Source organism: Streptomyces sp. NPDC051738, assembly GCF_044453205.1.
GTDB lineage: Bacteria > Actinomycetota > Actinomycetes > Streptomycetales > Streptomycetaceae > Streptomyces.
In genome coordinates, this window is sequence record NZ_JBITCM010000001.1 from 332,713 (window position 1) to 345,987 (window position 13,275).

The 13,275-nt window shown below is 69.4% G+C and carries 12 protein-coding genes; 8 read left to right on the plus strand and 4 right to left on the minus strand.

What is annotated here, in order from left to right:
• Positions 1–375 precede the first annotated feature (375 nt).
• Together ACIA8X_RS01390 and ACIA8X_RS01395 are read right to left on the minus strand one after the other, a co-directional pair.
• Positions 376–1,440 carry an aspartate-semialdehyde dehydrogenase gene (locus ACIA8X_RS01390; protein WP_393449662.1) on the minus strand — a complete coding sequence of 355 codons (1,065 nt, stop codon included), beginning with the start codon at positions 1,438–1,440 and terminating at the stop codon, positions 376–378.
• Positions 1,440–2,717, minus strand: coding sequence for an aspartate kinase (locus ACIA8X_RS01395; RefSeq protein WP_393449665.1), 1,278 nt, complete (start codon positions 2,715–2,717; stop codon positions 1,440–1,442). The genes ACIA8X_RS01390 and ACIA8X_RS01395 overlap by 1 nt, the downstream gene beginning before the upstream one ends.
• 312 nt (positions 2,718–3,029) lie before the next feature.
• Here ACIA8X_RS01395 and ACIA8X_RS01400 point away from each other — a divergent pair, with 312 nt between their 5' ends.
• From ACIA8X_RS01400 to ACIA8X_RS01415, 4 genes are all read left to right on the plus strand, one after another.
• The gene (locus ACIA8X_RS01400; protein ID WP_393450055.1) at positions 3,030–3,773 is read left to right on the plus strand and encodes a tRNA-dependent cyclodipeptide synthase; all 744 of its coding nucleotides are present in this window, start codon (positions 3,030–3,032) and stop codon (positions 3,771–3,773) included.
• Positions 3,763–4,950, plus strand: coding sequence for a cytochrome P450 (locus tag ACIA8X_RS01405; protein WP_393449668.1), 1,188 nt, complete (start codon positions 3,763–3,765; stop codon positions 4,948–4,950). Before ACIA8X_RS01400 ends, ACIA8X_RS01405 begins: the two co-directional genes overlap by 11 nt.
• Before the next feature lie 91 nt (positions 4,951–5,041).
• Entirely contained in the window at positions 5,042–5,752 is a 711-nt protein-coding gene (locus ACIA8X_RS01410; protein WP_393449671.1) for a response regulator transcription factor, read from the plus strand.
• Entirely contained in the window at positions 5,749–7,134 is a 1,386-nt protein-coding gene (locus ACIA8X_RS01415) for a sensor histidine kinase (protein WP_393449674.1), read from the plus strand. The genes ACIA8X_RS01410 and ACIA8X_RS01415 overlap by 4 nt, the downstream gene beginning before the upstream one ends.
• Here the strand turns inward: ACIA8X_RS01415 and ACIA8X_RS01420 are convergent.
• Both ACIA8X_RS01420 and ACIA8X_RS01425 read right to left on the minus strand, forming a co-directional pair.
• Positions 7,100–7,606, minus strand: coding sequence for an SgcJ/EcaC family oxidoreductase (locus ACIA8X_RS01420; RefSeq protein ID WP_399457522.1), 507 nt, complete (start codon positions 7,604–7,606; stop codon positions 7,100–7,102). The genes ACIA8X_RS01415 and ACIA8X_RS01420 overlap by 35 nt on opposite strands.
• A gap of 170 nt (positions 7,607–7,776) precedes the next feature.
• Positions 7,777–7,968, minus strand: a complete 192-nt coding sequence (locus tag ACIA8X_RS01425) for a hypothetical protein (protein ID WP_399457523.1) — start codon at positions 7,966–7,968, stop codon at positions 7,777–7,779.
• A gap of 250 nt (positions 7,969–8,218) precedes the next feature.
• On the opposite strand from ACIA8X_RS01425, the gene ACIA8X_RS01430 reads away from it, so the two are divergent.
• The 4 genes from ACIA8X_RS01430 to ACIA8X_RS01445 all read left to right on the plus strand — a co-directional run bounded on the left by ACIA8X_RS01430 (position 8,219) and on the right by ACIA8X_RS01445 (position 13,253).
• Positions 8,219–11,110 (plus strand): alpha/beta fold hydrolase, encoded by a 2,892-nt coding sequence (locus ACIA8X_RS01430; RefSeq protein ID WP_399457524.1) that lies wholly within the window; start codon positions 8,219–8,221, stop codon positions 11,108–11,110.
• A gap of 146 nt (positions 11,111–11,256) precedes the next feature.
• The gene (locus tag ACIA8X_RS01435; protein WP_393449686.1) at positions 11,257–11,487 is read left to right on the plus strand and encodes a hypothetical protein; all 231 of its coding nucleotides are present in this window, start codon (positions 11,257–11,259) and stop codon (positions 11,485–11,487) included.
• Positions 11,488–11,524: 37 nt separating this feature from the next.
• Complete coding sequence (locus ACIA8X_RS01440) at positions 11,525–12,352, plus strand: proline hydroxylase (RefSeq protein WP_393449689.1); 828 nt, start codon at positions 11,525–11,527, stop codon at positions 12,350–12,352.
• Positions 12,353–12,416: 64 nt separating this feature from the next.
• Positions 12,417–13,253: a PhzF family phenazine biosynthesis protein gene (locus ACIA8X_RS01445; RefSeq protein ID WP_393449692.1), complete on the plus strand. Its 837-nt coding sequence runs from the start codon at positions 12,417–12,419 to the stop codon at positions 13,251–13,253.
• The last annotated feature ends 22 nt before the right edge of the window (positions 13,254–13,275 follow it).

Genomic DNA, 13,275 nt, shown 5'->3' on the forward strand with positions numbered 1-13,275 from the left:
ATGAGGGTTGTACGTGCCGGACGTCACTTTTGCGCCAGTCCCCGCGATCGCGCGTCTCGTGCCAGGCAGCACAGCTGACCGTGCGTCAAACGCCCACATGCCTACCCGCTCTTCCCTTATGTCCAGAAAAAGCAGAACGTCCCCACGCCCTGCTCGTGGCGTCCCCACGCCAGAAAAAACGCGTCTTCACACCCCTGAAAGGTGACCGCAAAGACGCTCCCCGCCCTGCAAGCGGTTGCAGGGCGGGGAGGAAATCTTCTGCTGCCATCGGGTCCTGGATCAAGTGGTCCGGACCATCGATCGCCTCACACTCTTCACAGAGATCCTACAAACGATTCAGCCGGCACCCCGGAGATTTACGGCACCACGGGCGCCTCACGAGAACTCCGCCGCCACCAGCTCCGCGATCTGTGCGGTGTTGAGCGCCGCGCCCTTGCGCAGGTTGTCCCCGCAGACGAAGAGTTCGAGCGCCGTCGGATCGTCGAGTGCGCGCCGCACCCGCCCGACCCAGGTCGGATCCGTGCCCACGACATCGGAGGGCGTCGGGAACTCCCCGGCATCCGGGTTGTCGTACAGCACGACCCCCGGCGCGGTGGCCAGGATCTCGCGCGCCTTGGCCACGGTGACGTCGCCCTCGAAGCGGGCGTGCACGGTCAGCGAGTGCCCGGTCAGCACCGGCACCCGCACACAGGTCACCGCGACCGGCAGCTTCGGCAGCCCGAGGATCTTGCGGGACTCGTCCCGCACCTTCATCTCCTCCGACGACCAGCCGTCCTCACGCAGCGAACCGGCCCACGGCACGACGTTCAGCGCGACCGGCTCCGGGAACGGCCCGGTGTTGTCGCCGACGGCCCGCCGCACGTCACCGGGGCTGGTGCCCAGTTCCGTACCGGCGACCAGGGACAGCTGCTGCCGGAGCGTCTCCACACCGGCGCGCCCGGCCCCGCTCACCGCCTGGTAGGACGAGACAACCAGAGAGCGCAGCCCGAACTCGGCGTGCAGCGCGCCCAGCGCGACGATCATGGAGAGGGTCGTGCAGTTGGGGTTGGCGACGATGCCGCGCGGCCGCATCCGCACGGCGTGCGGATTGACCTCGGGGACGACGAGGGGCACCTCCGGGTTCATCCGGAAGGCGCCCGAGTTGTCGACCACCACCGCACCCTTGGCGGCGGCGATCGGCACCCAGCGGGCGGCCACCTCGTCCGGTACGTCGAACATCGCGATGTCGACCCCGGCGAAGGCCTCCTCGCCGAGCGCCACCACCTCGACCTCCTCGCCGCGCACGGCCAGCTTGCGGCCGGCCGAGCGTGGCGAGGCGATCAGACGGATCTCACCCCAGACGTCGGCGCGCTGGGAGAGGATCTGGAGCATGACCGTGCCGACGGCGCCGGTCGCTCCCACGACCGCGAGTGTCGGTCGACGGGGACCCGTCCCCGCCATCAGCGTCCGGTGCCCCCGTACACGACAGCCTCGTCGCTGTCGGAGTCGAGCCCGAAGGCGGAGTGCACGGCCCGGACGGCCTCGTTGACGTCGTCGGCGCGGGTCACGACCGAGATGCGGATCTCGGAGGTCGAGATCAGCTCGATGTTCACGCCGGCGTCGGACAGGGCGGTGAAGAAGTCGGCCGTCACGCCCGGGTTGGTCTTCATCCCCGCGCCGACCAGGGAGATCTTGCCGATCTGGTCGTCGTAGCGCAGCGAGTCGTAGCCGATGCCGTGCTTGTTGCGCTCCAGGGCGTCGATGGCCTTGCGGCCCTCGGCCTTGGGGAGCGTGAAGGAGATGTCCGTCAGCCCGGTGGAGGCGGCGGACACGTTCTGCACGATCATGTCGATGTTGATCTCGGCGTCGGAGATCGTACGGAAGATCGCGGCGGCCTCGCCCGGCTTGTCCGGCACGCCGACGACCGTGACCTTGGCCTCGGAGGTGTCGTGCGCGACACCGGAGATGATGGCCTGCTCCACCGGCTTTTCCCCTTGCTCGATCGGCTCACTGCTGACCCACGTGCCCTGCAGCCCGCTGAAGCTGGACCGCACGTGGATCGGGATGTTGTAACGACGGGCGTACTCCACACACCGGTGGAGCAGCACCTTCGAGCCGGACGCGGCCAGCTCCAGCATGTCCTCGAAGGAGATCCAGTCGATCTTCTTCGCCTTCTTCACCACCCGCGGGTCGGCGGTGAACACGCCGTCGACGTCGGTGTAGATCTCGCACACCTCGGCGTCCAGCGCGGCCGCGAGCGCGACGGCGGTCGTGTCCGACCCGCCGCGGCCCAGCGTGGTGATGTCCTTCTTGTCCGCGCTGACGCCCTGGAATCCGGCGACGATGGCGATGTTGCCCGCGTCCACCGAGTCACGGATCCGGCCCGGCGTGACGTCGATGATCCGGGCTTTGTTGTGGACCGAGTCGGTGATGACGCCTGCCTGGCTACCGGTGAAGGACTGGGCCTCGTGGCCCAGGTTTTTGATCGCCATCGCCAGCAGGGCCATGGAGATCCGCTCCCCGGCGGTCAGCAGCATGTCGAACTCACGCCCAGCCGGCATCGGAGATACCTGCTCGGCGAGATCGATCAGCTCGTCCGTCGTGTCGCCCATCGCGGAAACGACGACGACCACCTGGTGGCCGTTCTTCTTCGCTTCCACGATTCGCTTGGCGACGCGCTTGATGCCCTCGGCATCGGCTACGGAGGAGCCTCCGTACTTCTGCACGACAAGGCCCACGTGCGCTCCTCGCTCAGTCCGTGTGTGTCGGCTCATTTTACCGAGCGCCCGAAAACGACCTCGGGGTTCCCAGATGGTGAGATTCGGGCGCTCCGGGGTGGTGTCTGCCCGGTGGGGGGCGGGGCACTCCGGAAAGTGGGACAGGTCACTACGGACGGCCGATGGGACAGATCACTACGGGTGGTGCGTGCCACCGGATGACCATTGACGCTCTCCGTAGTCGCCCGCTAACTTCGCGTCGTCGTCGCTACACCAGGGGCACAAGGCCCCATCGGGACTTGCGACGCGAAGGAATCTCCTCCTTTGACGACTGTGACCGCTTCAGAGATCCAGCACGTCACTCGGGCCGATACGACCGCCGATTCTCCGGCCGGCCTCTTCAAGATCCAGCCCTTCACCCCGCACTGCGAAGTCATCCGCACCGCCGGCGACCACGCCGTCATCGGTGTCTCCCCGGGCAACAGCTACTTCTCCGCCCAGCGCGTGCACGACCTCGCCCGCTGGGGCCTCGCCCTGTTCGAGCGGGTGGACTTCGTCTACACCGACCTGTACGTGGCCGAGATGTACGCGGCGTCCGGCTATCCGCCCGACGACGCGCGCCGCAAGGCGGTGAAGAACCTGCGCGGCGTACGGGCCAAGGTCCTCGGCGCCGTCCAGGCCGTCGACCCCGGCGGCGCCCGCCTGCACTCGCACGCCATGTCCGACTTCCGCGGCAACCCGGCGTACCGCGAGATCCACGACCACCTCCGGGCGCGGCTCGCCACCGACGACGAGTTCCGCACGACCTGCGAGAAACTCGTCGACTCCTTCCTGGCCGACAAGGCGGGGCAGGTGACCGAGGCACAACGCGAGGTCTGCCTGGACTACGTCTGCGCCGAGGCGCCCCTCTTCCTGGACACCCCCGCCATCCTCGACGTCCCCTCCTCCCTGAACTGCTACCACCAGCTCCTGCCGATGGCCGAGCTGCTCTACTCCCGGGGCGCCGGCCTGCGCGCCTCCCGCAACCAGGGCCACGCCATCGTCACGCCCGCCGAGGGGACCACCGATGCTCACTGACGACCTCATCGACTTCCCGTTCTCCTGGCGCGGCGACCAACTCCCGGACGAGGTCGAGGAGTTGCGCACCAAAACCCCCGTGCGCCGCGTCCGCACCATCGCCGGCGACGAGGCCTGGCTCGTCTCGTCGTACGACCTGTGCAAGCAGGTCCTCGAAGACCCGCGCTTCAGCCTCAAGGACACCTCCGCCCCCGGCGTGCCCCGCCAGTACGCGCTGACGATCCCGCCCGAGGTCGTCAACAACATGGGGAACATCACCGGCGCCGGCCTGCGCAAGGCCGTACTGAAGGCGCTGAACCCGAAGAGCCCCGGCCTCGCGGAGTGGATGCGCGCGTACGCCGCCGAGCTCGTCGACGGGCTGATCCGCGAGGGCGCCCCGGCCGACCTGCGCGCCGGCTTCGCCGACCCGTACTCGGCGGGCATGCACTGCCGCATCCTCGGCATCCCGCCGGCGGACGCACCCCGGCTGATGCGGAGCCTGGACATCGCGTTCATGAACTCGGCCTGCCCGGTCGCGGGCGCCCGGCTGAACTGGGACCGGGACATCGCGTACATGGCCGAGCGGCTCGACGACCCGGCGACGACCGGCCTGATGGCGGAACTCGCCGCGCTGCGCGCCGACCCCGACTACGACCATCTCACCGACGAGATGCTCGCCACGGTCGGCGTGACCATGTTCGGCGCGGGCGTCATCTCCACCTCGGGCTTCCTGGCGATGGCGCTGGTGTCACTGATCCAGCATCCGGGCCTCCAGGCCGAGTTGGTCACCGACCCCGGGAAGACCGCGGCCGCCGTGGACGAACTCCTGCGCATCAACCTCTCCATCGGCGACGGCCTGCCACGGCTGGCGACGGAGGACGTACGGCTGGGAGAGGTGGAGGTGAAGGCCGGCGACCTCGTCCTGGTGCTCGTCGAGGGGGCGAACTTCGACCCGGACGCCTTCCCCGACCCGCACACCGTCGACCTCGGCCGCGCGAACGCCACCGCCCACCTCTCCTTCGGCGGCGGCCGGCACTACTGCCCCGCCACCGCGCTCGGCCGGAGGCACGCCGAGATCGCGCTGGAGGTCCTGCTGGAGCGGATGCCGGGGCTGCGGCTCGCGGTGCCGATCGAGCAGCTGGTGTGGCGGACCGGGTTCATGAAACGGATCCCGGAGCGGCTGCCGGTGATGTGGTAGCCGCCGATTTGTCCGCCGCCTGATCGTCCGTTGATCGCCCGGCGGCTCGGCGACCGGTCGTCTTTAAAGTTCAACCACTATGGTTCGCCCTGTGCGGGTACTTCTGGTGGAAGACGACGAACCGGTCGCCGAGTCGCTCCGGCGCGGACTGCTGCGCTACGGCTTCGAGGTGGCCTGGGTCAGTACGGGCGCCGCGGCGCTGAGCCACGCCGAGCCCTACGACGTCGTACTCCTCGATCTCGGTCTGCCCGACACCGACGGCCTCGACGTCTGCAAGGAGCTGCGCGAGCGCGGTGACGTGCCGATCATCGTGATCAGCGCCCGCAGCGACGAGACGGACCGGGTGGTCGGTCTTGAGCTCGGTGCGGACGACTACGTGTCCAAGCCGTTCGGGGTGCGGGAGGTCATCGCGCGGATACGTGCGGTGATGCGCCGCATCCAGCCCCGTGCGTCCGCTGCCGCCGCCGAGGTCGGCCCGGACCGTTACGGCGCCCGCCTGACCATCGACCGCAAGGCGGCCCGGGTCCGCCTGGACGGCGAGGAGGTGTCCCTCGCGCCCAAGGAGTACGACCTGCTGGCCTTCCTCACCGAGGAGCCCGGGGCGCTGATGTCGCGCGAACAGATCATGGAAGCGGTCTGGGACGCGAACTGGTTCGGGCCGACGAAGACGCTGGACGTGCATGTGGCGGCGTTGCGGCGGAAGTTGGCGGGGGCGATCACGATCGAGGCGGTGCGGGGGGTCGGGTTCCGGCTGGAGATCGTGGGCGGCGACAAGAGCGACGACGGTAGCGGCGCGTCATGATCCGTCAGCTCATCCGCAGTTACGTCGGTCTCGTCGCCGTAGCCATCGCCCTGTTCACCGTGCCGGTGGCCTTCACGCTCACGGACCAGCTGCGGGAGGACACCGCGGACTCCGTAGAGCGCGAGGCCGAAACCATGGCCCTGCTGCTCGGCAACGGAAACACCTCGTCGTGCGCGGCGCTGGACGAGATGGCCAAGGCGTACGGCGGCGAGACGCCCGGCAAGGTCCAGGTGACCAAGCGTTGCGACACCGAACTGCTGAGCCCGAAGCAGGACGCGGCCCTGACCAGGGCCCTGGAGCAGGGCAAGTCCACGACCGACTGGGGATCCTCCTTCATCTGGGGTCCGCAGCTCGAGGTCACGGTGCCCGCCCGCGCAAGCAAGAAGGAGCTCGACGGCCGCAACAACGGCCCGGTCGTCGGCGCCGTACGCATCGTGTACTACACCGACGACATGACCAGCCGGCTGTGGCAGATCTGGGGCTTCCGCGCCGGCCTCGCGGTGGTCGTCCTCGCCGTGGCCGCCGTGATCGGCGCGGCGGCGGCCCGACGTATCACCCGGCCGCTGCGCCAGCTCAACGAGATGGCGAGCAAGTTCAGCGACGGCGACCTGACGGCCCGCTCCCCGGTGACCGGCCCGCCGGAGACACAGACCCTCGCCCTCACACTCAACCAGGCCGGCGAACGCCTCGACACCCTGATCGCCTCGCAGCGCATCTTCGTCGCCGACGCCTCGCATCAACTCCGTACTCCTCTCACCGCGCTGCGGCTGTCGCTGGACAACATCGCGGACGGGGTGGACGACGACTTCGTCAAGGAGGACGTCGAGCAGGCCACGGCCGAGGTCGTCCGGATGAGCCGGCTGGTGAACGGCCTGCTGGTGCTGGCGCGGGCCGAGGCGAAGGTCACCGCGGCGGAACCCCTCCCCATCTGGGACATCGTGCGGGAGAGGCTGGACGTGTGGAGGCCGGCCGCCGACGAGCGCGGAGTCACCATCGCGCTCAGGGGGAGTGCCGACGGCCGGCTGCTTGTGCTGGCCAGCCCGGGTCATCTGGACCAGGTGCTGGACAACGTGCTCTCGAACGCCCTTGAGGTGTCGCCGGACCGCGGCACGATCACGGTCCGGGTGGAGCCGAAGGGCGACGAGGTGGAGCTCGCGGTTCTCGACGAGGGTCCCGGCATGTCCGACACCGAGAAGTCCCGGGCCTTCGACCGCTTCTGGCGCGGCAAGGGCCTGACCGGGAAGGCCGGTTCGGGCCTCGGCCTCGCCGTCGTCAAGCAACTGGTGACCGACGACGGCGGGTCCGTGACGCTCGGGGACTCTCCCGGAGGCGGGCTCCAGGTGCGGATCACCCTTCGGGCATCTTCGAGGAGTGGTGGTTGACGATCAGCCACTCGCCGCCCCGCTTCTCGTAGGCGTAGGTGTAGCGGGCCTTGACGGTGCTCTTCTCGCCCGTCTTGGGGTCGGTGAGCTTGAACTCGTAGGTTCCGGCGTCGATCACGCTGTTGGAGTCGAGGATGTTGACGTGCGACTCGATCTTCGTGCCGACCGGCTTGTTCTGCAGGAAGTGGTCGAAGTAGTCGACGATCTCGGCTCTGTCCGAGCGGACGTTGTTGGAGACGGTCGGCAGCAGGACCCCGTCCTTCGCGTACAGGTCGGCCACCTTCTTGGAGTCGCCGGTCTGCAGGGCCGCGTTCCACTGGTCGAACAGGCCGAGCACCTGCTTCTTGGTGGGCTGCTTGCTCTCGCCCCACGAGGGCCCGGCGACGGCCGCACCGGCGGCGACGGTGCCGACGGCAACCACGGCCGTGGCGGTGGCTATGGCTACGCGCTTGCTTATGGAACGACGAGTCATCGCGATCTCCAGTGCGGGGTCCGGTGGGTTTCCCTCCCTCCGCGTCCTGTTGGGCGGTTGCCCCTGCGGTGGAAGTGACTCCAGATTCGCCGTGCACCGGTTAGGGCCCGTGCAGGGGACGTACAGGCCCGGGACAACACGGTTCCAATTCACGCCGGGTAACCGCCCGGTCACACGACGGCGGGACGCTTCCTGCGGCCGCGCACCAGCTCGACCCCGGCCCCGAGCGATACGACGCCCATGCCGACGGCGGTCATGACGCCCTGCGTGCCGTCGACGACGAAGGGCGCGGCCGCGGCGACGACGGCGTTGAAGAGGAAGAGGAACCACAGAACGGGGCGGGAGGAGAGCAGAGCCTTCATGGGGGTTTCCTTCGGGGCGGGGCCACCGCGGCGGCCGTTGACCTGGTGACATCAACGATCGCGTTTTACGAGGTCAGCGACGAGGGAGTGGTCTCCCGAAGGGAGGGTGTAGCGGGCTACACCCTCGTGGTCAACCGCGTCCTTGGCCTGGGTGTCACCGCTCGTGCATCATTCATCAATGACGCGGCGCCTTTCGACGCGAAAGGCAGCCCCACCGGCGACGACTGGCCCTTGGGCCGCGGAGGTTCCGATGGCGATGTCGGCGAACACCCACGTGATCTTCGTCCACGGTCTGTTCTCCAACGCCGACACCTGGAAGAAGTTCACCGCCCTGCTCGCCAAGGACCGGGAGTTGAGGCGCCGGGTCACGGTCCGCTGTTTCGGCTACGACTCGCCCAAGATCCGATTACGGCCCGACCGCCGTATCGCCGACGTCGACGACATAGCCGACCGGCTGGGCAGCTATGTGCGTCACCAGTGCGCCGACGGGGCACCGATCGTCCTGGTCAGCCACAGCCAGGGCGGGCTCGTCGTCCAGCGCTTCCTGGCCCGCAGGCTGTGGCACCACCGCGGCGGCGAACTCGCGCACATCAAGCACATCGTGATGTACAGCTGCCCCAACAACGGCTCGGGGTTCTTCCTGTTCCTGCGCAAGGCCCTGCTGTTCTGGAGGAACGTCCAGGAACGCGAACTGCGTCCCCTGAGCACCCGCGCGGTGCTGGAAGCCCAGCGGACCGTGCTGCAGAGAGTGGTCAACGCCAAGACGGCCTCCGATTCGGAGTGCCCGATACCCATCTCCGCGTTCGGCGGACAGACCGACAACGTCGTACCGGCCGTCAACGCCACCAACCCCTGGGGCGGCGAGACCATCGAGGGCGACCACCGCAGCATCGTCAAGCCCGCCGACCGCGCCGCCGAGTCCTACGTCGTACTCAAGAAGATCCTCCGCGAGGTCGTCGCCGCGCAGGAGGCACCCCAACCCCCCGACGCACCGGCGGCGTTACCGGCCCCGGCCCCGCAACCCGCGGAGCTGCCCGGCGAAGAGGAGGGACCCTTCTCGGTCGCCCTCCCCCACAAGGACGGCAGACTGCACGGTCGGACGCGTCAGCAGATCGTCTCCGACATCGTGACCTCCGGCTCCGGCTCCGGCGTGCACGTGCTGACCGGTCCGGGCGGGAGCGGAAAGAGCCGGCTGGCCCTGGAGATCGCCGCCCAGGCCGTCGCCCGCGGCCGCCTGGTGTGGTGGGTACGGGTGAACCAGCTCAGCGCCTGTATGCGGGAAGTGGCCCGGGAGTTGGGCATCCCGGACAGCCAGGCGGACGAGGCCTGGCGGGGCGACCGCAGCCAGACCGACCTGGTCTGGCGCTTCCTGAACGCCGCCGAGAAACCCTGGCTGATCGTCTTCGACAACGCCGACGAACCAGAGGCCAGGCTCGCGCCGCGTGGCGGCTCGGTCAAGGACGGCACGGGATGGCTGCGCCCGCCGGAGGGCGGCAACGGCATGATCGTCGTGACCAGCCAGGTCAACAACCGGGACATCTGGGGCGACTGGAGCCAGGTCCGCCGAGTCCCACGGCTCGACGACACGGACGGCGCGTCCATGCTCATCGAACGCACGGGCCCCGGCGCCGGTACGACGGAACAGGCCCGTCTGCTCTCCCACGAGCTGGGCGGCCTCCCCCTGGCGCTCAGGACCGCCGCGAAGTACATCCGGTCGGTCCGCGAGAGCGGCGTCTCCCTGGGCGCCAATGACATCCGGGACTTCGAGACCTACCGCAAGGCCTGGGCCCGCCGCTCCACGTCCCCGCCCGGCTCCCGGAAGAACGGCGACGACGAGTCGCTGGGCCTGGAGAAGATCGTCGACGAGGTGTACGGCATCTCACTGGGCCTGCTGGAGCGACGCGGGCTGCCCCAGGCGGCCCCGCTGCTCAAGGCGCTCGCCTGCCTGAACATCGCCCCGATCCCGTACAGACGCCTGCTGCGGGGTGAGGCGCCGACCAGGTCCGCGCTCTGGACGGAGTTCACGACGAACCAGCGCATCGAAGCGATCATGGGCCTGCGCGATCTCGACCTGATCGAGGTGGACCACACCCGCGCGGACTTCCTCACCCTGCACCCCTTCGTCCACACCATCCTCCGCGCCGACCAGGACGTGCAGCGGCGCAGCACCGACTACTACGCCCTCAACGTCCACATGCTGCTCGACGCGATACGGGACCACGACCCCGACTACCCCGACGCGTGGACGGTGTGGCCCACGGTGGCCCCGCACACCATCGAGGTCACGCGCAGCATCCTGCGGGCCGACGGCCCCACCGACGACCGCAGCGTGCTCACCTCCGCCCTGGAACTCGCCCGGCTGACGGTCCGTTACCTGCTGGTCGCCGGGCACCTGGCGCCGGCCCGGACGCTCCTGCTGCCGATGATCGAGCAGTGCGAGGCGTTCGGCTTCCACCGCGACGACCGGGAGATCCTCGGACTGCGCCACGAGAAGGCCCGTATCGACCTGGAGACCGGCGAACTGGAAGCCTCCGAAGCCGAGTTGAAGGCGGTCATCGCACGGCGGACGGAGATTCTGACCGACCGCCACCACGACACCCTGGCCAGCCGCCACAAGCTGGCCCGGGCCATCCTGGAGCAGGACCGGGCACCCGAGGCCGAGAAGATCCTGCGGTCGGTCGTGGAGCACGAGAAGGGCGTCCGGGGCCCCGAACACGCCGACACCATGGTCGTACGGCACACCCACGCGCGCGCCCTGCTCGCGCTGGACTCGCTCGCCGAGGCGGAGACCCATCTGCGCGAGATCCTGGAGATCAGGCTGCGCAAGTGGGCACCCGGCACGCCGGAGACCCTGCACGTCCGGGAGAGTCTGGGGTGCGCGCTGCTGGAGCAGCTGAAGGTGGACGAGGCCTTCGCCATGATCGACAGCGGGCTCCGGGACGCCCGGCAGTCCCTCGACTCCCACCCGGTGATGCGGCTGCGCTACGTCCGGGGCAAGGCCCTGCTGATGCGCGGACAGGTCGAGGAGGCCACCACCGCCCTGAACTCACTGCTCGCGGACCAGGTGCGGGTCCTCGGAGAAGCGCATCGCGAAGTACGCCTGACGCGGTACCTGCTCAACCGTATGGACGAAAACCTCTAGCAAAGGCCTTGGGACTGCTGTGAGTTGGCAGGAAACAACGCCCGGATGGGGGCTTGCGTCCTACCATCGACACCCCTCACTCTCTGAATGCTGAGGGTGACACAACCGTGACACCGCATGAACGACATAGCACCAGGGGGGCCTGTGTGAAACACGTCGACGACAGGGACAAGGATCCCGAGCACGACGAAGCCTTAGCGGCAGAGAAAACCTTGGCGGCGGAGCCGGAACAGGAAAAGCCGGACCACTCCGCGGAGTTATCCCGACACGAGATCGCACGACAGATCGCCCTCGACGCCCTGCGGTCCGACCGTCATGTCCTGGAGACCAGCGCGGCCACCGCCTTCCGGGACTTCAGCTACGCCCACCAGGCGTGACACACCGTACGGTCCTGCGAGAGACGGGGTGCCAGACATGCGTCTTGCCGACTTGTCCGCTCATCCTCAAGCCGTACCGCACGACCCCCACTTCTCCGTGGTGTCCACCACGGCCTTCTCCCGCGAGCACATAGCCGACCTCGCGGCCGGCCGTCGCGCCGCCGTCCGGGTGCCCGGCCTCATGCCCGCCACCACGTGCGCGGAGATCCTTCGCGCGCTGGAGAGTTCCCCCTTCGAGTCGTACGGCAGACAGCGCGTCCAGCCGCCCGTGCTGCGGTTCGGCGTCGGCGTCAGCGACCACCGCGCGAACGGCGCTATAGCCGACAGCTACTGGCCCGCGGTCGCCTCCAGCCGAGAGGCCTGGCAGCGCCTCGGACTCCCCTACGACCCCTTCGCGCTGTGCCGCGAGGCACTCGGCGCCCAGTGGCCCGGCAGGGTGGCGGTCGGCACCAACGGCGGGCGGGAGCTGACGCCCGGCGTCGCCCGCGAACCCAACTACGGCTTCCAGGTCCACTTCGACGAGGCACTGCGCGAGTTCCAGGGAGATCTGCTGGACTCCCCACTGGTCGCCCAGTTCGCGTTCAACCTGTATCTGTCCGTCCCGGACACCGGCGGCGAGACGGTCATCTGGCGGCACCGCTGGCACCCCGCCGACGAGGCCCACCGGCTGCCGCACTCCTACGGCTATGCCGAGACGGTCGTCAGCGACGCGGAGTCGGTCGAGATCAGGCCCGCCGTCGGCGAGGCCCTGCTCCTCGACCCGCGCAACTTCCATGCCGTACGCCCGAGCGAGGGGGGCCGCCGTATCGCACTGGGGTTCTCGATGGGACTGAGCATCACGGGCGACCTGCTCACCTGGGGCTGACCGGTCGCCGTCAACTCCACCCGATCCGCTGGCGCTTGACAGCCTCCGCCGCTACGGTCGGCGGATGGAGGTTCTACGCTACGTAGCGTTCGCCACCGACCCCGCCGGAGGCAACCCGGCGGGTGTCGTGCTGGACGCCACCGGGGTCGACGAGGCGGCGATGCTGGCGACCGCGGCCGACGTCGGCTACTCCGAGACCGCGTTCATGCTGCCGTCCACCGACGGCACCCTGGGCGTCAGGTACTTCAGCCCGCTCGCCGAGGTGCCGTTCTGCGGCCACGCGACCATCGCGGCCGCCGTCGCCTACGCGCACCGGCACGGCCCCGGGCCGCTGCGGCTGCGCACCAAGGCGGGCCCGGTACCCGTCACCACGACCGTCGAGGCGGACGGCTCCCTGGTCGCCTCCCTGGTGAGCGTCGAACCCCGGAGCGCACCGATCCCCCAGGACGACCTGGCCGAGCTGCTCACCGCCCTGCACTGGCCCGCCGAGGACCTCGATCCGGCGCTGCCGCCGCGCGCCGCGTACGCCGGCGCCTGGCATCCGGTGGTCGCCGCCGCCGACCGGGAACGCCTGGCCGACCTGGACTACGACATGCCCGCGCTCTCCGCCCTCATGGACCGCAAGGGCTGGGCCACCGTCGACCTGATCTGGCGGGAGTCGGCGACGGTGTTCCACGCCCGCAATCCGTTCCCGCCCGGCGGTGTCGTCGAGGACCCCGCCACCGGCGCGGCGGCCGCCGCTCTCGGCGGCTACCTGAGGGAGCTGCGGCTCGTGCCCACGCCGGCCACCCTGACCGTCCATCAGGGCGCGGACATGGGGCGCCCCAGCACGATCTCGGTGTCGATTCCGCACGAGCCCGGCAGCGGCATCGGAATCACGGGCACCGCTGTCCGTATGTGAACCGACCCGCCCTCGGTCCACC

Bases quoted from the DNA above. Each gene is read 5' to 3' on its own strand.
- ACIA8X_RS01390 (WP_393449662.1), bottom strand. From the start codon at position 1,440: ATGGCGGGGACGGGTCCCCGTCGACCGACACTCGCGGTCGTGGGAGCG.
- ACIA8X_RS01405 (WP_393449668.1), top strand. From the start codon at position 3,763: ATGCTCACTGACGACCTCATCGACTTCCCGTTCTCCTGGCGCGGCGAC.
- ACIA8X_RS01445 (WP_393449692.1), top strand. From the start codon at position 12,417: ATGGAGGTTCTACGCTACGTAGCGTTCGCCACCGACCCCGCCGGAGGC.
- ACIA8X_RS01420 (WP_399457522.1), bottom strand. From the start codon at position 7,606: ATGACTCGTCGTTCCATAAGCAAGCGCGTAGCCATAGCCACCGCCACG.
- ACIA8X_RS01425 (WP_399457523.1), bottom strand. From the start codon at position 7,968: ATGAAGGCTCTGCTCTCCTCCCGCCCCGTTCTGTGGTTCCTCTTCCTC.
- ACIA8X_RS01415 (WP_393449674.1), top strand. From the start codon at position 5,749: ATGATCCGTCAGCTCATCCGCAGTTACGTCGGTCTCGTCGCCGTAGCC.
- ACIA8X_RS01440 (WP_393449689.1), top strand. From the start codon at position 11,525: ATGCGTCTTGCCGACTTGTCCGCTCATCCTCAAGCCGTACCGCACGAC.
- ACIA8X_RS01430 (WP_399457524.1), top strand. From the start codon at position 8,219: ATGGCGATGTCGGCGAACACCCACGTGATCTTCGTCCACGGTCTGTTC.